Origin of the sequence: Cupriavidus sp. MP-37, from assembly GCF_020618415.1 — a bacterium.
Lineage (GTDB): Bacteria > Pseudomonadota > Gammaproteobacteria > Burkholderiales > Burkholderiaceae > Cupriavidus.
On the sequence record NZ_CP085344.1, the window covers coordinates 1,122,121 to 1,142,346 of the forward strand.

A 20,226-nucleotide genomic window follows, 5' to 3' on the forward strand; every position below is an offset into this window, starting at 1 on the left:
CCTGGGGCGCTTAGGGCGCGTGCTACCATTGACGCATGTCGTCCGCCACCCCGTTTTCCGCTACCGCTGTCGTGTCTCGCAACCTTCCGCAAAAGCTCGTCATTGCCTCCCGGGAGAGCCGTCTGGCCCTGTGGCAGGCAGAACATGTGCGTGCTGCATTGCAACAATACTATCCCGCGTGCGACGTGTCCATTCTTGGCATGACCACGCGCGGAGACCAGATTCTAGACCGTACGCTGTCCAAAGTCGGCGGCAAGGGTCTGTTTGTCAAAGAACTGGAGTTCGCGATGGACGAAGGCCGGGCCGACCTCGCGGTGCATTCGCTCAAGGATGTGCCGATGGAGCTGCCCCCGGGCTTCACGCTGGCCGCGGTGATGGAGCGCGAGGACCCGCGCGACGCGCTGGTGTCCTCCACGTATGCGTCGCTGGACGAGATGCCGGCCGGCACCGTGGTCGGCACCTCCAGCCTGCGCCGCGAAGCCGCGCTGCGCAGCCGCTATCCGCACCTGGTGGTCAAGCCGCTGCGCGGCAACCTCGACACGCGGCTGGGCAAGCTCGATCGCGGCGAATATGGCGCCATCATCCTGGCTGCCGCGGGCCTGAAGCGGCTTGGGCTGGGCGAACGCATCCGCGCGCTGATCCCGCTCGAAGCCTCGCTGCCGGCCGCCGGGCAGGGCGCGCTGGGCATCGAAACGCTTTCCACCCGTCCGGAACTGGCCGAATGGCTGGCGCCGCTGAACCACCAGCCGACCGCGCTGGCCGTGACCGCCGAGCGCGCCGTGTCGCGCCGGCTGGGCGGCTCGTGCCAGGTCCCGCTGGCGGCCCACGCGCGCTGGGACGGCGACCAGCTGCGGCTGGAGGCCTTCGTCGCCATGCCCGACGGTAGCCGCGCCATCCGCGCAGCGGCGGCCGGTCCGGCTGCTGACCTGGCTGCCGCCGAAGCGCTCGGCCAGGCCTGCGCGACTGACCTGCTGGCGCAGGGCGCCGAGTCGATCCTCGCCGCGCTGGCCGATTCAGGCGACGCCGCTTCTCCATCTCCCGCCTGAGGCTGCCCGATGCCCCGCCCGACCGTCGTTGTCACACGACCCGCCGGGCAGTCCCGGCAACTGACCGAGGCCCTGCAGGGCGCCGGTCTGGATGTACTCAGCTTCCCGCTGCTGGCAATCGGCCCGGCCGCTGACGACGCGCCGCTGCGCGCGGCGCTGGCGCGGCTGGACACCTTTGCGCTGGTGGTATTCGTCAGTCCCAATGCCATTGCCTTTGCGCTGGACGCGCTCGCCGGCGTGCAGGGCACGGCCGCGGCCCGCTGGCCCGCGCAGGTCGCGGTCGCGGTGGTCGGCCCGGCCAGCGTCGCCGCGCTGGCCGAGCGCGGCATCTCGGCACCGGCGTATCGCGTGATCGCGCCGGCGGGAGCCAACGCTCCGGGCCATGACGATACGATGCCCGACGCCGAGGCGCTGCGCTTCGACTCCGAAGCGCTGTGGGCGCAGCTCGATCCGGCCGCGCTGGCCGGCAAGCCGGTGCTGATCATCCGCGGCAACGGCGGGCGCGACTGGCTGGGCGACCGCCTGCGCGAGGCCGGCGCCCAGGTCGAAGCCGTCGAGGCCTACCAGCGCACGCTGCCCGAACCGGGCGCCATGCAATGGCAGGCCGTGCGCGACCACCTGCGTCCCGGCGCCGCGCCGCACGCCTGGCTGCTAACCAGTTCCGAGGCAGTGCGCAACCTCGACGTGCTGGCGCGGCAGCATCTGTCGCCCCAGGAAGACGCTTCGCTGCGGCAGGTGCAGTGCATCGCGCCCCATGCGAGAATCGCCGAACAGGCGCTGGCGCTGGGCTTTGCCCATATCCAGCGCGCCGCGCCCGGCGATGCCGGCCTGCTCGCGGCATGCCTGCAGTGGGCCGATGCTTTCGCCGGCCCTGCGCCTTCAAGCCTGCCGGCGCCGTCGGGCCCGGCGGCCGCGAAGCCGGCCGAAGCCGCAGCGCCGCCGGCCGCCAGCCCGCCTGCCGCAGTCCCTGCAACGTCAACGAAGGTCGAACGCGTGACGCAAGAAACCACGTCCTCCTCCGCTACGCCGCCGCCCGGCGCGGCCTCTGTCCACCCGGCGCAGTCCGCGCAAGCGGTGCCGCCGCAAGGCGCCGGCCATGCCGGCGCTGCCCGTCCGGCCGCGCGCCGTTCCGCCGCGCTGTGGGCGCTGGTCGCCGTGCTGGTGGTGGCGACCGCCGGCGGCTTCTGGTGGCTGCAGCAGCGGGTCGACCACCTGACCGGCGAGCTGGCGCGCCGCCAGCAAAGCAACGACGCCCTGGTGCAGGAGTCGCGCGTGCTGACGCGCAATGCGCAGGACACCGTCAAGGAACTGCAGGCCAAGGTCGGCGTGCTCGAGAACCAGGTCGGCGAAACCCGCGACAAGCAGGTGGCGCTGGAACAGGTCTACCAGGACCTGATGCGCAACCGCGACGACTGGGAAATCGCCGAGATCCAGCAGTTGCTGACCAGCGCCGGCCAGCAACTGCAGCTGACCGGCAACGTGCAGGTCGCGCTGGCCGCGCTGCAAAGCGCCGATGCGCGCCTGGCGCGCACCGACAAGCCGCAATACAACCTGCTGCGCCGGGCCATCGCCCGCGACGTGGCGCGCATGAAGGCGGTGCCCGACACCGACCTGACCGGCGCCGCGATCAAGCTGGACGAAGCCATCAACCAGGTCGACGCGCTGCCGCTGCTGTCCAGCGAACGCATGCTCGAACGCAGCGAGGCCGATGCCCGCAAGGGCGCCGCCGCCAACGGTGGCAATGGTGCCCAGGGCGCCAGCGCGCCGGCCGCCGCCAACGGCACCGGGCCGGGCTGGTTCACCCGCTTCTGGGACTACCTGCGCGAGGAGCTGGCGCAGGTGATCCGCATCCGCAAGGTCGACGATGCCGAGGCGCTGCTGCTGTCGGGCGACCAGGGCTGGTTCCTGCGCGAGAACGTCAAGCTGCGCCTGCTCAATGCGCGCCTGGCGCTGCTGTCGCGCAACGAGCCCGTGTTCCGCAACGACCTGGCTGCGGCGCAGGCGATGATCGGCCGCTATTTCGATACCAAGTCGCGCCGCGTGCAGGGCGTGCTGACGCTGCTGCGCCAGGCGCAGGCCGGCGCGGTCTCGGTGCAGCTGCCGACCATGGCCGAAAGCCTCGGCGCGCTGCAAGCCTTGAAGAAGGAGTAAGCCCATGCGCCTTCTGTTCTGGGTTGCGGTCCTGTTTGGCGGCGCCGTCGGGCTGGCCCTGTTCACGCAGTTCAACCACAGCAATGTGGTGCTGTTCTATCCGCCGTACCGTGTCGAGCTGTCGCTGAACCTGGCGCTGGCGCTGCTGCTGCTGATCTTCTTCGTGGTGTGGACGGTGATGTCCACCATCCGCCATCTGGCCGAGATGCCGCGCCGCGCCGCCGCCTACCGCGAGCGCAGCCGCATGAGCAAGGCCCAGGCGGCGCTGCGCGAATCGATCGAAAACCTGTTCGCCGGCCGTTTCGCCCGCGCCGAGCGCGCCGCGCGCGAAGCCCAGTCGTGGGACGACCAGGCCCAGACCGCCGCGCTGATCGGCGCGCGCGCCGCCCACCGGATGCAGGAAACCGAGCGGCGCGACGCCTGGATGGCGCAGGTGACCGACCCCGAGCGCGAGCAGGCGCGGCTGGTGTCGATGGCCGAGCTGCTGGTCGACGCCCGCGATGCCGACGGCGCGCTCGAAACCATCGCCCAGCTGCAGTCGCAGGGTGCACGCCAGATCCACGTGCAGCGCATCGCGCTGCGCGCGCACCAGCACCTGAAGAACTGGTCCGAGGTGCTGCGCCTGGCGCGCTCGCTGGAAAAGCGCAATGCGCTGCATCCGGTGCTGGCGCTGCGGCTCAAGCAGATGGCGGTGGAGGCCATGCTGGACGAGCGCCGCCACGATGCCGACGCGCTGTCCGAGTTCTGGCGCTCGTTGTCCGCCGACGAGCGCCGCGCCACCCGCATCGCCGAACCGGCGGCGCGCTACTTCGCCGCGCTGGGCCGGCAGAACGAGGCTCGCCGCATCATCGAAGACGCGCTCAAGGTCAACTGGGACAGCCGGCTGGTGCTGCGCTATGCCGATTGCGCCGTGCCCGGCCATGCGCTGCCGCAGATCCAGCAGGCCGAGAAATGGCTGGCCGCGCATCCCGCCGACGCCGACCTCTACTACACGCTGGGCGTGCTGTGCCTGGGCGAAAAGCTGTGGGGCAAGGCCCAGTCCAGCTTCGAGCGCGCGCTCAAATATGCCGACCCCGACCAGCAGCGCCGCCTGCGCGTGCGCACGCACCTGGCGCTGGCGCGGCTGTTCGAGGAAACCGAGCGCTTCGAGGACGCGCAGCGCCACTATCGCGAAAGCGCGATGCTGGCCGCCTGAGCGGCACGGCAGCCGGCGCGTTCAGTCCTCCGCGCCGGCGGCCTTCACCACCTGCTTCACCACCTCATACCGCCGCAGCGTCTGCTGGCGCGCGACGTCGTGCTGCACCAGCGGGCGCGGGTAGTTGTCGCCGAGGCGCACGCCGGCCTCGGCCAGCACGGATTCCGGCGCCGTCCACGGCGCATGCACGAACTTGTCCGGCAAGGCCGCCAGCTGCGGCAGGTATTTGCGGATAAAGCGGCCCTGCGGATCGAACTTCTGCGATTGCGTCACCGGATTGAAGATGCGGAACCACGGCTGCGCGTCGCAGCCGGTGGACGCGGCCCATTGCCAGCCGCCGTTGTTGGCGGCGAGGTCGAAGTCGTTGAGCTGGTCGGCAAAATACTGCTCGCCGCGGCGCCAGTCGACGCCCAGGTCCTTCACCAGGAAGCTGGCCGTGACCATGCGCAGGCGGTTGTGCATATAGCCGCTTTGCCGGATCTGCAGCATCGCCGCGTCGATCAGCGGATAGCCCGTGGCGGCGTCGCACCAGGCGCGGAAATAGCGCTCGCCGGTGTCGCCGTCCTGCCAGCGGATCGTGTCATAGGCCGGGTGGAACGCCGCGCCGGCGGCTACGCGCGGATGGTGATGCAGGATCATGAAGTAAAAATCGCGCCAGATCAGTTCCGACAGCCACACCGCGGCCCCGGCGCTGTCGGCGCCGCCGCGCAGCATGGCCGCGTGCGCGGTGCGCGCCAGCGTGCGGATCGAGATGGTGCCGAAGCGCAGGTGCACCGACAGGTAGCTGGGGCCGCGCAGGGCAGGGTAGTCGCGCCGGCGGCCGTAGTCGCCCAAGCGCCCGGTGAACTCGTCGAACAAGGCCTGCGCACCCGACGCGCCGGTGGGCATCGTGATCTCGGCGAGGTTGCTGGCGCCAAAGCCGAGCTGCGCGAGCGTCGGCACCGGCTCGCGGTACGCGGCGGGCACCGGCGCCAGCGCCGGCAGGTACGGGTCGACGGGATAGGGGCGCAGGTCGAACGGCTCCACGCTCCTGAGCCAGGCGTTCTTGTACGGCGTGAACACCGAGAAAGGCTTGCCCTGGCCGTTCAGGATCTCGTCGCGCTCGAACACGGCCTGGTCCTTGAAGGTAAAGAACGCGCAGGCCTGCGCCGACAGCGCCTGGCGCACCGCTTCGTCGCGCGCGTTGGCGGCGGGCTCGTAGTCGTGGTTGGCGAAGACCGCCTCGGCTTCCAGCCTGCGTGCCAGCGCCGGGATGGCGCTCTGCGCCCGGTCGTGCAGCACGATCAGGCCGCCGCCGCCCGCGGCCAGCGTCTGCGCCAGTTCCAGCAGCGATTGGCGGATGAACTCGACCCGCCGGTCGGTCCGCAGCCCGCGCGCAAGCAGCGGGTCGAGGATATCGCGGTCGAACACGAACGCGCACCACACCTGCGCGCAATGCCGCAGGGCATAATGCAGCGCCGCGTGGTCGGTGGCGCGCAGGTCGCGCCGGAACCAGACCAGCCCGCGCGCAAAGGTCTTGCCGATCCGGTACGGTGGCCGGGACGTAGCCGGGTTGGCTGCTGCCTGCATCTTCGCTTGCCTGTCTGACGGGTTGGCCGGCGCTGAACTTGTGGAACGCCGGGTCGATCGCGCCGATACCCTAACATAGCGGTACAGGAGCCGGCACGCCGCCGCGCGCCAGGCTGCAACCCCAATTTCTACAGAAGCTCATGACTCTCGACCGCATCCTTCAATCCCAGGGCTTTGGCACGCGCCGGTACTGCGGCGACCTGATCGCCGCCGGGCTGGTCGAGGTCAACGGCGAGTTGTGCGAAGACCCGCGCGCGCAATTCGAGGTGGACGGCCTGCGCCTGACCGTCGACGGCGAGGAATGGCTGGCCTGCACCAAGGCCTACCTGATGCTGAACAAGCCCGCCGGCTACGAATGCTCGCAGCGCCCGCGCCACCACCCCAGTGTCTACAACCTGCTGCCGGTGCCGCTGCGCCAGCGCGAGGTGCAGGCGGTGGGGCGGCTCGACCACGACACCACCGGCCTGCTGCTGCTGACCGACGATGGCCAGTTCATCCACGCCCAGACCTCGCCCAAGCGCAAGGTGCCCAAGGTCTATGAAGTGACCACCGCCGAGCCGGTCACGCCGGAACAGGCCGAGGCGCTGCGCAGCGGCGTGCAGCTGCTGGACGAACCGGCGCCGATCGCGGCGGAAGCCTGCGAGATCACCGGCGAACGCAGCCTGCGCCTGACGCTGGTGCAAGGCAAGTACCACCAGGTCAAGCGCATGGTCGCGGCCGCGGGCAACCACGTGAACGCGCTGCATCGCAGCGCCATCGGCAGCCTGCAGCTCGATCCGGCATTGGCCGAAGGCGAGTGGCGTTGGCTGACGGCGGACGAACTGGCCGCGCTGACCCGCAAGGCCTGAGCCAGGCGGCGGTGGCGGCGGGCGGCGGAGCGCCCATTGCTGCACTGGAACGCCCGCCAATCTTTTCCGGAAGACCCCCGGCGATTTGATAAAATGCAAGGCATGGCGAAGCCCGAAGCACCCATCAATCTGACCAATCAGTTCCTGATTGCCATGCCCGGCATGGCCGATCCGACCTTTTCGGGTTCCGTCGTCTATATCTGCGAACACAACGAGCGTGGCGCGCTCGGGCTGGTGATCAACCGGCCCATCGACATCGACATGGCCACGCTGTTCGACAAGATCGACCTCAAGCTCGAGATCCAGCCCGTGGCGCACCAGCCCGTTTACTTCGGCGGCCCGGTGCAGACCGAGCGCGGTTTCGTGCTGCACGACCCGGTCGGCGTCTACGTCTCGTCGCTGGCCGTGCCGGGCGGGCTGGAGATGACCACCTCCAAGGACGTGCTCGAGGCCGTGGCCAACGGCAGCGGCCCGCACCGCTTCCTGCTGACGCTGGGCTATTCCGGCTGGGGCGCCGGCCAGCTCGAGGAAGAACTCAGCCGCAACGGCTGGCTTACCGTCCAGGCCGATCCCGAGATCATCTTCAGCGTGCCGCCCGACGAGCGCTTTGCCGCCGCGATCCGGCTGCTCGGCATCGACTTCACCATGCTGTCCGGCGAGGCCGGGCATGCCTGATGCCGTGGGGCGTGAACTGCCCCGCGACGGCACGGTCTTGGCATTCGACTACGGCGAAAAAAAGATCGGCGTTGCGCTGGGCAACTTCATCACGCGCGAGGCGCGTGCCCTGACCATCCTCCCCAACATCACCGTCGAAGGCCGCTTCGAGGCCGTGGCGGCGCTGATCCGGGAGTGGAACCCGGTGCAGCTGATCGTCGGCATGCCGGTCAACCCCGAAGGCGGCGAGCAACCGTCGATGAAGCTGGCGCGGCGCTTCGGCAACCAGCTCAACGGCCGCTTCGGCCTGCCGGTGGAATGGGTCGACGAGCGCTACACCTCGCGCGCCGCGTCGATGGCCGGCGCCCGCCGCGGCGAACTCGATGCCGAGGCCGCACGCATCATCCTGCAACAGTATTTCGATCAATTCCCGCTATGACGCAGATTTCCGTTCCCGACGCCGAGTCGCTGTACCGCAAGCTGCTGGACCAGGCGCAGGCGCTGATCCCCGAGCCAGAGCGCGCGCGCTGGTCGGTGGCCGGCATCCACTCCGGCGGGGCCTGGATTGCCGCGCGGCTGGCGGCGGACCTGCAGCTGCCCGACCACGGCGTGATCAACGTTGCCTTCCATCGCGACGACTATGCCAAGAAGGGCCTGCACAGCCAGGCCCAGCCGACTACGCTGCCGTTTGCCGTGGACGATCGCAACATCCTGCTGATCGACGACGTGCTGGCCACCGGCCGCACCATCCGCGCCGCCGTCAACGAGCTGTTCGACTACGGCCGCCCCGCGCGCGTGGCGCTGGGCGTGCTGGTCGACCGCGGCGGCCGCCAGCTGCCGATCGCCGCCGACCTGTGCGCCGCCGAGATGGCGCTGCCGCCCGGCACGACCCTGGTGCTGTCGCGCCAGGGCGAGGGTGCGGACGCGCAATTCGCCTTCGCCACTGAACCCACCGAACCCACCGATTCCGCCACTGGCTGAACCGGCACCGAAGGGCGCCCGGCGCGCCCGAAAGCCCGGCCCGACAGCCCGCAAGCCTGCCCCGAGACCAGACCACCTCCCGTTTTTTGCCCGCGCCCGACCAGCCATGACCAAGACGTTCCGCAACCCGCAGCTCACCAAGAACGGCGAACTGAAGCACCTGCTGTCGATCGAGGGGTTGTCGCGTGACATGATCACGCACATCCTCGACACCGCCAGCCAGTTTGTCTCGCTGTCCGACTCTGACCGCGATGTCAAGAAGGTGCCGCTGCTGCGCGGCAAGAGCGTGTTCAACCTGTTCTTCGAGAACTCCACCCGCACCCGCACCACCTTCGAGATCGCCGCCAAGCGGCTGTCGGCGGACGTGCTGAACCTGAACATCAACGCCTCGTCGACCAGCAAGGGCGAGTCGCTGCTGGACACCATCAACAACCTGTCGGCGATGTCCGCCGACATGTTCGTGGTGCGCCATGCCAGCTCGGGCGCGCCGTACCTGATCGCCGAGCACGTCGCGCCGCACGTGCACGTGATCAACGCCGGCGACGGCCGCCACGCGCATCCGACGCAGGGCCTGCTGGACATGTACACGATCCGGCATTTCAAGAAGGACTTCACCAACCTGACGGTGGCCATCGTCGGCGACATCCTGCACTCGCGGGTGGCCCGTTCCGACATCCACGCGCTGACCACGCTCGGCGTGCCCGAAGTGCGCGCCATCGGCCCGCGCACGCTGCTGCCGTCCGGGCTGGAGCAGATGGGCGTGCGCGTGTTCCACAGCATGGAAGAGGGCCTCAAGGGCGTGGACGTGGTGATCATGCTGCGGCTGCAGAACGAGCGCATGAGCGGGGCGCTGCTGCCGTCGGCGCAGGAATACTTCAAGGCCTACGGCCTGACCCCTGAACGCCTGGCGCTGGCCAAGCCCGATGCCATCGTGATGCACCCGGGACCGATGAACCGCGGCGTCGAGATCGACTCCGCCGTCGCCGACGGCCCGCAGTCGGTGATCCTGAACCAGGTGACCTTCGGCATCGCCGTGCGCATGGCGGTGATGGGCATCGTGGCGGGGAACAACGACTGATGACGATACCGCATAGCCAAGACCTAGCGAACACGCCAAGCGACACGACCGACACGACAAGCCAAGCTATGAAGATCCACATCCAGGGCGGCCGCCTGATCGATCCGGCCAGCAACACCGACGCCGCGCAGGACCTCTACATCGCCGCCGGCAAGATCGTCGGCGTCGGCAGCGCCCCGGCGGACTTCAACGCCAACAAGGTCATCGACGCCCGGGGCCTGATCGTGTGCCCCGGCCTGGTCGACCTGTCCGCGCGCCTGCGCGAGCCGGGCTACGAATACAAGGCCACGCTCGAATCCGAGGTGGCGGCCGCCACCGCCGGCGGCGTGACCAGCCTGGTGTGCCCGCCCGACACCGACCCGGTGCTGGACGAGCCCGGCCTGGTCGAGATGCTGAAGTTCCGGGCCCGCACCCTGAACCAGACCCATGTCTATCCGCTCGGCGCGCTGACGCTGGGCCTGAAGGGCGAGACCCTGACCGAGATGGGCCAACTGACCGAGGCCGGCTGCGTCGGCTTCAGCCAGGCCGAGGCGCCGGTGCGCAACACCCAGGTGCTGCTGCGCGCGCTGCAATACGCGCAGACCTTCGGCTTCACCGTCTGGCTGCGGCCGGAAGATCCGTTCCTCGGCGGCGGCGTCGCCGCCAGCGGCGCGGTGGCCTCGCGCCTGGGCCTGTCCGGAGTGTCGGTCATTGCCGAGACGGTGCGCCTGCACACCATCTTCGAGCTGATGCGCAGCACCGGCGCCCGCGTCCACCTGTGCCGGCTGTCGTCCGCCGCCGGGCTGGAACTGGTGCGCCAGGCCAAGCGCGAAGGCCTGAAAGTGACCTGCGACGTCAATATCCACCACGTCTCGCTGACCGACATGGATATCGGCTACTTCAACGCACAGATGCGCTTCTCGCCGCCGCTGCGCAGCCCGCGCGACCGCGACGCCATCGTCGCCGCGCTGGCCGACGGCACCATCGACGCCCTGTGCTCCGACCACACGCCGGTTGACGACGACGAGAAACTGCTGCCCTTCGCCGAAGCCTCGCCGGGCGCAACCGGCCTGGAGCTGCTGCTGCCGCTGACCCTGCGCTGGGCCAGCGAGCACAAGGTGCCGCTGGCGCAGGCGCTGGCCCGCATCACCGCCGAACCCGCGCGCGTGATCGGCCTCAAGGCCGGCACCCTCGCCGTCGGCAGCGCCGCCGACGTATGCGTGTTCGATCCGAAGCAGGTGTGGAAGGTCGAGCGCCGCTCGCTCAAGAGCCAGGGCAAGAACTCGCCGTGGCTCGGCTACGAAATGGAAGGCAAGGTCCGCATGACCCTGGTCGGCGGGCAAGTCGTCTACGGCAACCACGCCCAGGCATGATCTGGCTGCGCAAGACCGCACTGGTCCTGCACCTGCTGCGCGGGTTGCTGACGTGCGCCTTGCTGTTCCCATGGCTGGGCGTGCGCTCGCGCGAGTGGCATATCCGCCGCTGGTCGCGGCAATTGTTGCGCATCTGCGGCGTCGAAGTGGAGGTGGTCGACGCCACCGGCACCGCGCACACCGGCGCGGCGCGGCAGGGGGCGATGGTGGTGTCCAACCACATCTCGTGGCTGGATATCTACGTCATCCACAGCTGGCAGCCGGTGCGCTTCGTCGCCAAGTCCGAGATCCGCAGCTGGCCGCTGATCGGCTGGCTGTGCGACAAGACCGGCACCATCTTCATCGAGCGGGCACGCAAGCGGGATGCGCATCGGGTGCTGCATGACATTACGGATGTGATGCTGCAGGGGGATCTGGTGGGGGTGTTTCCGGAGGGGACGACGACGGATGGCACGAGCGTGCTGCCGTTCCATGCCAATCTGATGCAGGCGCCGATTTCGGGCGGGCTGCCGGTGCAGCCGCTGGGGTTGAACTACCTCGATGCCGCCACCGGCCAACCCACGCTCGCCGCCGCCTATATCGGCGACACCACACTGCTGCAATCGCTGGAGGCGGTCTTGCGCGCGCCGCGGATCAAGGCGCGGCTGGTGGTCGGGCCAGCGCTGGTGCCCGCCTCAGGCGACCGCCGCGACCTGGCAGCGTCAGCCAGGGAAGTCGTTGGCCATCTCAGCCAGGGCGCCGCCGAACACGCCGCCACGGCAGCCCAACGCCTGAATCAACCGCCCGAACCCGGTAGCGCGCCGCAGCCCGTGCCCGCTGCCATCGGCTAGCAGTCCTGTCGTCCCTGCCAACGCGGGATAGCGAGTCAAGCCAGAGGATCGCAATATTGCGGGCAATCCACCTGGATGACAGTCCGCTCGGCGGGATCCCGCGCCAGGCGCGCCGCCGTCAGCTTGCCACCCCAGACGCAACCCGTATCCAGCGCCATCAGGTTCGGCCGCATCACCAGGCCCAGCGTCGACCAGTGCCCGCAGACCACCGTCACGTCCTCCGTGCGCCGTCCGGGCACGTCGAACCATGGCATGAAGCCGACCGGCGCCTGGCCCGGGCCATCCTTGGTCTTGAAGTCCATCACACCGTCGATCGTGCAATAGCGCAGGCGGGTGAGGGCATTGACCACCACGCGGTGACGGTCGATGCCGCGCAGGCCGTCGTGCCAGCGATCGGGGGTGTTGCCGAAGATGTCGGCAAGGAAGCCTTGCCAGTTGTGGCCCTGTAGTTGTTCTTCGACTTCGTGGGCGAGGTCGATGACTTGGTTCGCCGTCCATTGGGGGAGGACGCCGGCGTGGACCAGCAGGAAGTTGTTTTCCAGCAGGGCAAGGGGGCGGTGGCGGAGCCAGGTGAGGAGCTCCTCCCGGTCGGGGGCGGCGAGGATTTCGTCCAGGGTGTCATGGCGGCCTTTTTTGCGGACACCGGACGCGACGGCGAGGAGATGGATGTCGTGGTTGCCGAGCACGGTTTCCGCCCGGTCCCCCATGGCGCGGATGGTGCGGAGGGTTTGGAGGGAGGCGGGGCCGCGGTTGACGAGGTCGCCGACCAGACGCAGAGCCGGCTGGGCGGGCATGCGCGCCAGCAAGGCGTCCAGGGAAGGCGCACAGCCTTGCAGGTCGCCGATGGCATAAAGTGATGTATGTGTAACGTTTTTGTTGGGCATCTGGTCCACTGAGAATAAATTCGCTTCTTTTTGTAGTTTTGTGACCGATATACCGTGGCACGGTTACATGAGGCTACAAAAAGGCGCCGCCGCCACGTAGGCTTGGGCATTCCGTCGGATAGAATACCGCCACTTCTGCAGGCACTTACGGCCCCGCCGTCCGAAATCAGGACAAGGTGGGCGCTCGGCTTTTGTCGGGTCATCGAAACATATCGAGGCAAGGAGCAAGATTTGTCCCATATTCTGGTCACAGGGGGCGCCGGATTCATCGGTGCCAATTTCGTTCTCGCGTGGTTGAGCGATAAGTCCGCGGATGGTGTGGTGAACGTCGACAAGCTCACCTATGCGGGTAATCGGAAGACCCTCGCATCGGTCGAGGACGACCCCCGCCACGTGTTTTCGCAAACCGATATCTGCGACCGTGCCGCACTGGACCAGCTCTTCGCCACCTACAAGCCGCGTGCCGTGGTGCACTTTGCCGCCGAGAGCCACGTTGACCGCTCCATCCATGGGCCCGGTGAGTTCATCCAGACCAATATCGTTGGCACCTTTACGCTGCTGGAAGCCGCGCGCGCCTATTGGAGCGGGCTGGCCGAACCAGCCAGATCCGAATTCCGCTTCCTGCATGTGTCGACCGACGAAGTTTTCGGCTCGTTGAGCGAAACCGATCCGCAGTTCTCGGAAACGACTCCCTATGCGCCCAACAGCCCGTACTCGGCGTCCAAGGCCGCATCGGACCACCTGGTGCGCGCCTATCACCATACCTACGGCTTGCCGGTTCTGACGACGAACTGCTCGAACAACTACGGGCCTTATCATTTCCCAGAAAAACTGATTCCGCTGGTGATCGCCAACGCCCTCGCGGGCAAACCGCTGCCCATCTATGGCGACGGGAAGAATGTGCGTGACTGGCTGTACGTGCGCGACCACTGCTCGGCCATCCGCGAGGTGCTGGCACGCGGCCGCCTGGGCGAAACCTATAACGTTGGTGGCTGGAACGAGAAGACGAACTTGGACGTCGTCCACACGCTGTGCGACCTGCTCGACGAACTGTCGCCCAAGGCGACCGGCTCGTACCGCGACCAGATCACCTTCGTCAAGGATCGGCCGGGGCATGATCGCCGCTATGCGATCGATGCACGCAAGCTGGAGCGCGAACTGGGCTGGAAGCCGGCCGAGACGTTTGAGTCTGGCTTGCGCAAGACGGTGCAGTGGTACCTGGATAACCAGGCGTGGGTGCAGGACGTGATGTCGGGGGAGTATCGGAATTGGGTGGCGAAGCAATATGCCGCGTAACGCCGCCATTCCCACCTTCCTTGTAACGGGCAGCAACGGCCAGGTCGGTTTCGAGCTGCGCCGCAGCCTGGCCCCGCTCGGCAAAGTCGTGGCGCTCGATCGTTCGAGCTGTGACTTGACCACGCCCGACGACATCCGTCGCGTGGTGCGCGAGTACCAGCCCGATGTCATCGTCAATCCTGCCGCTTATACGGCAGTCGACAAGGCGGAGTCTGAACCGGAACTGGCTTACGCCATCAACGGCACGGCCGTGGAAGTGCTGGCAGCAGAGGCAAAAGCGCTCGGCAGCCTATTGGTGCACTACTCCACCGATTATGTGTTTGATGGCAGCAAGGTCGGGGCCTACGTCGAAACCGATGCAGTAAACCCGCAATCGGTTTACGGCAAGAGCAAACTTGCGGGCGAGCAGGCCATTTCCGCCGCCGGGGGGGCCAATCTCGTTTTCCGCACCTGCTGGGTCGCCGGCGCGCATGGCGGCAACTTTGCCAAGACCATGCTGAAGCTGGGCCGCGAACGCGACAGCCTGCGCGTGATTGCCGATCAATTCGGGGCTCCGACTACGGCAGCGCTGATTGCCGACGTGACCGCGCAGGTGGTGGCGCGCCATTGGCTTTCGGGAGATCGGGCAGCGTTCGCATCAGGCATCTACCATCTTGCCGCGGCTGGCGAGACGAGCTGGCATGCGTACGCCACCGAAGTGCTGCGCTATGCCGCCGCCAGTGGCATCGAACTGAAGGTAGACCCGTCCCGCATCGAAGCGATTCCCGCTACGGCGTATCCGTTGCCTGCACCGCGCCCGGCCAACTCGCGCCTGGACACGAGCAAGCTGCGTCAGACCTTCGGCATCCATCTTCCAGACTGGCAGCAGGGCGTGCACTACCTGTTGGACCAGATCTTCTCCTGAGCTAGACACCATGCGTAAAGGCATTATCCTGGCTGGCGGTTCCGGCACCCGGCTCTACCCGATCACGAGATCGGTGTCCAAGCAGTTACTGCCCGTGTATGACAAGCCGATGATCTACTATCCGCTGTCCACGCTGATGCTGGCGGGAATCCGGGACATTATGATTATTTCTACGCCGGAAGATACGCCGCGGTTTTCCGATATGCTGGGTGACGGCAGCAATTGGGGTATCAATCTACAGTATGCAGTGCAGCCATCGCCCGATGGTCTGGCTCAGGCCTTTATTATTGGGCGCGAATTTATTGGCAACGATCCCAGTACGCTGATTCTCGGTGACAACATCTTCCATGGTCATGACCTGGTTAGCCAGTTGACTAGGTCGGCCAGCCAATCCGAAGGCGCCACCGTTTTTGCGTACCACGTGCATGATCCCGAGCGGTATGGAGTTGTCGAGTTCGATCACCAGTTCCGTGCGCTTTCCCTGGAAGAGAAGCCGGCCAATCCGCGTTCGAACTATGCGGTGACAGGGCTTTACTTTTACGACAATCAGGTTTGCGACATTGCTGCTGACATCAAGCCGTCAGCACGCGGCGAACTCGAGATCACCGACGTCAACAAGCGCTATCTCGAGGCAGCGCAACTCGAGGTGGAGATCATGGGACGTGGCTACGCATGGCTCGACACCGGTACGCACGAGTCTTTGCTCGAGGCGGCCAGTTTCATCGCCACGCTGCAGAACCGCCAAGGGTTGATGGTGGCCTGCCCCGAAGAGATCGCCTATCGCAGCAAGTGGATCAGCGCGGAGCGAGTGGAGGAACTAGCTAAGCCTTTATGTAAGAGCGGCTACGGCAAATACCTCCAGCAAATCATTTTGGGTAACGTGAAATGAGCCTTACCGTCATTCCGACCGCGCTCCCGGAGGTTCTGATCCTCGAGCCAAAGGTTTTCGGCGACGAACGAGGGTTCTTCATGGAGAGCTTCAATGCCAGAGTCTTTGAGGAAGCCACAGGAGTCCACCGCACTTTTGTGCAGGACAACCATTCGCGTTCCGCGCTTGGGGTGCTCCGTGGCCTCCATTACCAGATTCGAAATCCGCAGGGAAAGCTCCTTCGTGTCACCTCCGGCGAGGTCTATGATGTGGCGGTTGACTTACGCCGCAGCTCTCGGAATTTCGGCAAATGGGTAGGAGTTATGCTTTCCGAAGCGAATAAGCGGCAATTGTGGGTGCCGGAAGGTTTTGCACACGGTTTCGTGGTGACATCTGCATCTGCCGATGTTCTGTACAAGACGACCGACTACTGGTACCCGGAGCATGAGCGCACTTTGCTGTGGAACGATCCGGCGCTTGCGATCGACTGGCCGCTGTCCGGCCCGCCGACCCTCGCACAGAAAGACCAGAAGGGAGCCCGGCTCGAGGCCGTGGAGACCTTTTCTTAATGAAGCGTTGCTCACGCATTAAGCATGCAGAAATTTGAGACGTCGATATCGTCACTAGGGCGATCCGTGCTGCAGCACAAGGGCCTGATCCTGAGCTTTGCCCGACGCGATGTCGTCGGCCGCTACAAGGGGTCAATGTTCGGCATTCTATGGTCGCTGCTGACGCCGCTGTTCATGCTTGCGATCTACACGTTTGTATTCGGGGCAATCTTTAAGGCGCGCTGGGGCGTTGGCTCGACGTCCAAGACCGAGTTTGCGATCGTGCTGTTCGCGGGCCTGATCATGTTCAACATCTTTTCTGAATGCATCGGTCGGGCCCCAAGCACCATCCTGTCCAACGCGAACTTCGTGAAGAAGGTCGTGTTTCCGCTCGAAATTCTGCCGCTGGCGCACCTGCTGTCAGCACTATTTCATGCTGTTATCAGTTTGCTAGTGCTCCTGGTCTTCGAGGCGACTATCGGCAATGGCGTGCCTGCCACTGTCTTCTTGTTGCCAGTGGTGATGGCGCCTTTTCTCTTGTTCATCGCCGGGTTAAGCTGGTGGCTTGCAGCCACGGGCGTTTATTTCCGGGATATCGGCCAGACCATCGGCCTGATGATTACAGCCCTGATGTTCCTGTCGCCCGTGTTCTTTCCGATTTCCTCGCTGCCACAGCAATGGCAGATCGTGGCGAAGTTCAATCCCCTTACCTTACCCATTGAACAGGCGCGCAACGTCATTGTCTGGGGCTCTCCGGTCCACTGGGGCGAGTGGGCAGCTTATTCGGTAGCGTGCTGTGCCGTAGCTTGGCTCGGCTATGCATGGTTCCAGAAGACCAGGAAGGGATTTGCAGATGTCCTCTGATGTGATCGTACACACCGAGAATCTTGGGAAGTGCTACGAAATCTACGATAGACCCAAGGACCGTCTCCTGCAAATGCTGGCAAGGGGGCGCAAGCAATACTTCCGCGAATTCTGGGCTCTGCGGAACATCTCTCTGGAGATTCGACGCGGCGAGAACGTCGGTATCGTGGGTCACAACGGCTCGGGCAAATCCACGCTGCTGCAACTGCTCGCCGGCACGCTGAACCAAACGACCGGTACCGTTTCAGTTAGCGGACGCGTTGCCGCGTTGCTGGAGCTTGGCTCCGGCTTCAATCCGGAGTACTCCGGCCGCGAGAACGTCAAGATGTATGCCCAGTTGCTGGGCATGAGCGACGAGCAGATCGATGAACGCTTTGATCGGATCGTTGATTTTTCCGAGATCGGTGATTTCATCGATCAACCGCTGAAGACGTATTCCTCCGGCATGTATGTGCGGCTGGCATTTTCCGTCGCTGTACACGTCAATCCGGAAATCCTTATCGTCGACGAGGCTCTATCGGTAGGCGACGCATTTTTCCAGGCCAAATGCATGGCGTTGCTCAAGAAGCTAATGGACGACGGCGTGACGCTGCTGTTCGTGAGCCATGACCCCGGTGCTGTGAAGGCACTGTGCTCGCGCGCCGTCCTACTTGACCACGGATCGATGCTTGCCAATGGCGACACGGAATCTGTGGTGGAGACGTACTACGCTCAGTACGTGCAGCGGCGCCAGAGCATCGCGGTCAGCGACGGCAAGGTACGGGTGACCGATGCTGCTGCGGACAAGGCTGCGGCCATCGCGGAGGATGCGGAATCGGAGGCAGCGTTCAAGTCGCGCTCGTCTTACCAGCGCTTGCAAAACGGCATGGCCGAGTATGTGAATGTGACGCTGCTGGATTCGCGCGGCCGGCCTGCGAGATCCGCGGACTTTGGCGAACAAGTCACGCTTCGGGTGAAAATTCGGGTCCAAAGAGATCTTCCGCGGCTCAGCTTTGGGTATCACATCAAAGATAAGAACGGTTTTGATATCGTCTATTCGGATAGTGGTATCGAGCAATGCAACATCGAGTCACCACGCGCAGGGAGCGTGCACGTCGTAGACTGGACTTTCCGCGCGCGGCTGAAGGAAGGGGAATATACGGTGGCGGCGGTGCTGGCCGTCCCGGTCGATCTTTCAATCGGGCTGGTCGAGACGTGTGACCATGTGCCTATCGCGTGTCAGTTTCGCATTGACCGCGCCGGACATCTGCCGATCTACGGTGCCACGGCGTGGGACAACAAGGTGACCGTTATTGAGGTGCAGACGCCGCCTCTGCTGGAGCGCGTATGAATGCAAGGCTGACACCACTAGTGATTTACGGGGCGGGCGGATTCGCACGCGAGGTGCTGCAAGTCGCCCTCGACATGAATGCGCAGACTCCCCGCTGGGACGTGCGGGGTTTCCTTGTTGACCCCGGCTACGATGTTGGGGAGCCTGTACATGGACTGCCTGTGATGACTACCGATGTTTGGACAGCTCCAGCAGACGGCCAACTCGTGGTAGGGATCGGCGACAGCAGTGCTCGCCGGGCTATCGCTGACCGGATGCACGCGCGGTTCGGGATGCGATTCGCCACTCTGGTGCACCCGCAGGCGTGGGTCGGGCGGCAAGTCCGGATAGGTGAGGGCTCCGTGATTTGCGCGGGAGCATTGATCACCACCGACATCTCCATCGGCCGGCATGTGCATGTGAATTTGGGTTGCACGATCGGGCACGACGCAGTTCTGGAGGACTTTGTCACGCTCAACCCCAGCGTCAATGTATCGGGTAACGTCCATCTGTGCGAAGGCGTCATGGCAGGCACGGGTGCAAAGCTCATTCCGCATATCCGGGTGGGTGCCGGCACTGTGCTTGGAGCTGGTGCTGTGGCGGTGGCTGATCTGCCCGCCGACGTGACCGCTGTTGGCATGCCGGCCAAGGCCATTCGACAACATGATATCTCCTGGTCGATTCAGTCTCGGGAAGGACAAGTATGAGTGCGCCCAAACCGTTCGAGCAGCAGGTATTCGTCACGCGTCCGATGTTGCCATCCCTGTCGCGATACCAGGAACTCGTAGCGCAGATTTGGGAAACTGGTTGGCTAACCAACGGCGGCGGCAAGCATGCTGCACTGGAGCGCGAACTGGGAACCTTTCTCGGGTCCAGGCACGTGTCGCTGTTCAATAACGGCACAATTGCACTGATTGCGGCATGCAAGGCGTTGCGCCTGCACGGCGAGGTCATTACTACGCCGTTTACGTTTCCGGCGACAACGCATGTACTGGACTGGGGCAACATCACACCAGTGTTCTGCGATATCGACCCGGTGCGGCTGACAATCGATCCGCGCAGGATTGAACGGTTGATCACATCTCGCACGACCGGCATCATGGGCGTACACGTATATGGCATTCCCTGCCATACACACCTGATTCAGGATATCGCCGACGCCTATGGTTTGCGCGTCGTCTATGACGCAGCCCATGCGTTCGGCACGGAGATCGACGGCGTGCCGGTCGCCGAGTACGGCGATTGCACCATGTTCAGCTTTCATGCGACCAAGCTATTCCATACCGCCGAAGGCGGTGCACTGGTCGTAAAGGATCCGGAACTGAAGCAGCGCATCGACCTGCTCAAGAACTTCGGAATCAAAAACGAAGTGGATGTCGTCATGCCGGGCATCAATGGCAAGCTCAACGAGTTGCAGGCGGCCATGGGCCTCGCCAACCTAGAGTGCATGGATGAGGAACGCGCGAAGCGGGCCCGGGTTGCGGCGGTTTACAGGGAGCGACTCGACTGCGTCACCGGCCTGGAATGCGTAACGTTACCGGAAGGAGTCAAGCCAAGCCTGCAGTATTTCGTGATTCGGGTGCACTCGGGCGGCAAGGTCACACGTGATCAGCTTTATGAAGAACTCAAGGCCTTCAACGTGCTGTCGCGCCGTTATTTCTATCCCTTGTGCAGTGAATTCAGCTGCTACCAGGCATTGCCGAGCGCGGCGCCGTCTGAATTGCCAGTGGCTTACCAAATATCCCGGGAGGTCCTGGCGCTGCCGTTTTATGGGAACCTCGGAGAAGAGGGCGCCGGCCGCATCTGTGACATGATTCAGCACATTATGGGACGATGAGCCCGCGAAAGG

At 65.3% G+C, this 20,226-nt stretch carries 20 protein-coding genes; 18 read left to right on the forward strand and 2 right to left on the reverse strand.

The window, feature by feature from the left end; translation table 11 throughout:
* Positions 1-35 precede the first annotated feature (35 nt).
* From hemC to LIN44_RS05275, 3 genes are read left to right on the forward strand one after another with little or no spacing between them, the layout of a single operon-like run.
* Positions 36-1,046 (forward strand): hydroxymethylbilane synthase, encoded by a 1,011-nt coding sequence (gene hemC, locus LIN44_RS05265; protein ID WP_227313823.1) that lies wholly within the window; start codon positions 36-38, stop codon positions 1,044-1,046.
* A gap of 9 nt (positions 1,047-1,055) precedes the next feature.
* Positions 1,056-3,197: a fused uroporphyrinogen-III synthase HemD/membrane protein HemX gene (hemDX, locus tag LIN44_RS05270; RefSeq protein WP_227313824.1), complete on the forward strand. Its 2,142-nt coding sequence runs from the start codon at positions 1,056-1,058 to the stop codon at positions 3,195-3,197.
* Between the two features lie 4 nt (positions 3,198-3,201).
* A complete protein-coding gene (locus LIN44_RS05275) occupies positions 3,202-4,392 on the forward strand; it encodes a heme biosynthesis protein HemY (protein ID WP_116295920.1) in 1,191 nt (396 codons plus the stop codon).
* 21 nt (positions 4,393-4,413) lie between these two features.
* Here the strand turns inward: LIN44_RS05275 and LIN44_RS05280 are convergent, their stop codons facing one another.
* Positions 4,414-5,961: a deoxyribodipyrimidine photo-lyase gene (locus LIN44_RS05280; protein ID WP_227313825.1), complete on the reverse strand. Its 1,548-nt coding sequence runs from the start codon at positions 5,959-5,961 to the stop codon at positions 4,414-4,416.
* Positions 5,962-6,101: 140 nt separating this feature from the next.
* Here LIN44_RS05280 and LIN44_RS05285 point away from each other — a divergent pair, with 140 nt between their 5' ends.
* The 7 genes from LIN44_RS05285 to LIN44_RS05315 all read left to right on the forward strand — a co-directional run bounded on the left by LIN44_RS05285 (position 6,102) and on the right by LIN44_RS05315 (position 11,704).
* The gene (locus LIN44_RS05285; RefSeq protein WP_227313826.1) at positions 6,102-6,809 is read left to right on the forward strand and encodes a pseudouridine synthase; all 708 of its coding nucleotides are present in this window, start codon (positions 6,102-6,104) and stop codon (positions 6,807-6,809) included.
* 102 nt (positions 6,810-6,911) lie between these two features.
* Positions 6,912-7,484, forward strand: a complete 573-nt coding sequence (locus tag LIN44_RS05290) for a YqgE/AlgH family protein (RefSeq protein WP_025583981.1) — start codon at positions 6,912-6,914, stop codon at positions 7,482-7,484.
* Positions 7,477-7,902, forward strand: a complete 426-nt coding sequence (gene ruvX, locus LIN44_RS05295; protein WP_227313827.1) for a Holliday junction resolvase RuvX — start codon at positions 7,477-7,479, stop codon at positions 7,900-7,902. The genes LIN44_RS05290 and ruvX overlap by 8 nt, the downstream gene beginning before the upstream one ends.
* Positions 7,899-8,444: a bifunctional pyr operon transcriptional regulator/uracil phosphoribosyltransferase PyrR gene (pyrR, locus tag LIN44_RS05300; RefSeq protein WP_227313828.1), complete on the forward strand. Its 546-nt coding sequence runs from the start codon at positions 7,899-7,901 to the stop codon at positions 8,442-8,444. The genes ruvX and pyrR overlap by 4 nt, the downstream gene beginning before the upstream one ends.
* 106 nt (positions 8,445-8,550) lie before the next feature.
* On the forward strand, positions 8,551-9,522 hold the full coding sequence (locus LIN44_RS05305) for an aspartate carbamoyltransferase catalytic subunit (RefSeq protein ID WP_227313829.1): 972 nt from the start codon (positions 8,551-8,553) through the stop codon (positions 9,520-9,522).
* Positions 9,523-9,590: 68 nt separating this feature from the next.
* Complete coding sequence (locus LIN44_RS05310) at positions 9,591-10,874, forward strand: dihydroorotase (protein ID WP_227313830.1); 1,284 nt, start codon at positions 9,591-9,593, stop codon at positions 10,872-10,874.
* A complete protein-coding gene (locus LIN44_RS05315) occupies positions 10,871-11,704 on the forward strand; it encodes a 1-acyl-sn-glycerol-3-phosphate acyltransferase (protein WP_227313831.1) in 834 nt (277 codons plus the stop codon). The genes LIN44_RS05310 and LIN44_RS05315 overlap by 4 nt, the downstream gene beginning before the upstream one ends.
* Before the next feature lie 35 nt (positions 11,705-11,739).
* On the opposite strand, the gene LIN44_RS05320 is transcribed toward LIN44_RS05315, so the two are convergent.
* Positions 11,740-12,588: a symmetrical bis(5'-nucleosyl)-tetraphosphatase gene (locus LIN44_RS05320; RefSeq protein WP_227313832.1), complete on the reverse strand. Its 849-nt coding sequence runs from the start codon at positions 12,586-12,588 to the stop codon at positions 11,740-11,742.
* 231 nt (positions 12,589-12,819) lie between these two features.
* Between LIN44_RS05320 and rfbB the strand changes: the two genes are divergently transcribed.
* From rfbB to LIN44_RS05360, 8 genes are read left to right on the forward strand one after another with little or no spacing between them, the layout of a single operon-like run.
* The gene (rfbB, locus tag LIN44_RS05325) at positions 12,820-13,884 is read left to right on the forward strand and encodes a dTDP-glucose 4,6-dehydratase (protein WP_227313833.1); all 1,065 of its coding nucleotides are present in this window, start codon (positions 12,820-12,822) and stop codon (positions 13,882-13,884) included.
* Positions 13,874-14,788 (forward strand): dTDP-4-dehydrorhamnose reductase, encoded by a 915-nt coding sequence (gene rfbD, locus LIN44_RS05330; RefSeq protein WP_227313834.1) that lies wholly within the window; start codon positions 13,874-13,876, stop codon positions 14,786-14,788. The genes rfbB and rfbD overlap by 11 nt, the downstream gene beginning before the upstream one ends.
* A gap of 10 nt (positions 14,789-14,798) precedes the next feature.
* Positions 14,799-15,677, forward strand: a complete 879-nt coding sequence (rfbA, locus tag LIN44_RS05335; protein WP_227313835.1) for a glucose-1-phosphate thymidylyltransferase RfbA — start codon at positions 14,799-14,801, stop codon at positions 15,675-15,677.
* Positions 15,674-16,225, forward strand: a complete 552-nt coding sequence (gene rfbC, locus LIN44_RS05340) for a dTDP-4-dehydrorhamnose 3,5-epimerase (protein ID WP_227313836.1) — start codon at positions 15,674-15,676, stop codon at positions 16,223-16,225. The genes rfbA and rfbC overlap by 4 nt, the downstream gene beginning before the upstream one ends.
* 24 nt (positions 16,226-16,249) lie before the next feature.
* Positions 16,250-17,068 (forward strand): ABC transporter permease, encoded by an 819-nt coding sequence (locus LIN44_RS05345; protein ID WP_227313837.1) that lies wholly within the window; start codon positions 16,250-16,252, stop codon positions 17,066-17,068.
* A complete protein-coding gene (locus LIN44_RS05350; protein WP_227313838.1) occupies positions 17,058-18,398 on the forward strand; it encodes an ABC transporter ATP-binding protein in 1,341 nt (446 codons plus the stop codon). The genes LIN44_RS05345 and LIN44_RS05350 overlap by 11 nt, the downstream gene beginning before the upstream one ends.
* Entirely contained in the window at positions 18,395-19,084 is a 690-nt protein-coding gene (locus LIN44_RS05355) for an acetyltransferase (protein ID WP_227313839.1), read from the forward strand. Before LIN44_RS05350 ends, LIN44_RS05355 begins: the two co-directional genes overlap by 4 nt.
* On the forward strand, positions 19,081-20,214 hold the full coding sequence (locus tag LIN44_RS05360; RefSeq protein ID WP_227313840.1) for a DegT/DnrJ/EryC1/StrS aminotransferase family protein: 1,134 nt from the start codon (positions 19,081-19,083) through the stop codon (positions 20,212-20,214). Before LIN44_RS05355 ends, LIN44_RS05360 begins: the two co-directional genes overlap by 4 nt.
* Positions 20,215-20,226: the final 12 nt, after the last annotated feature.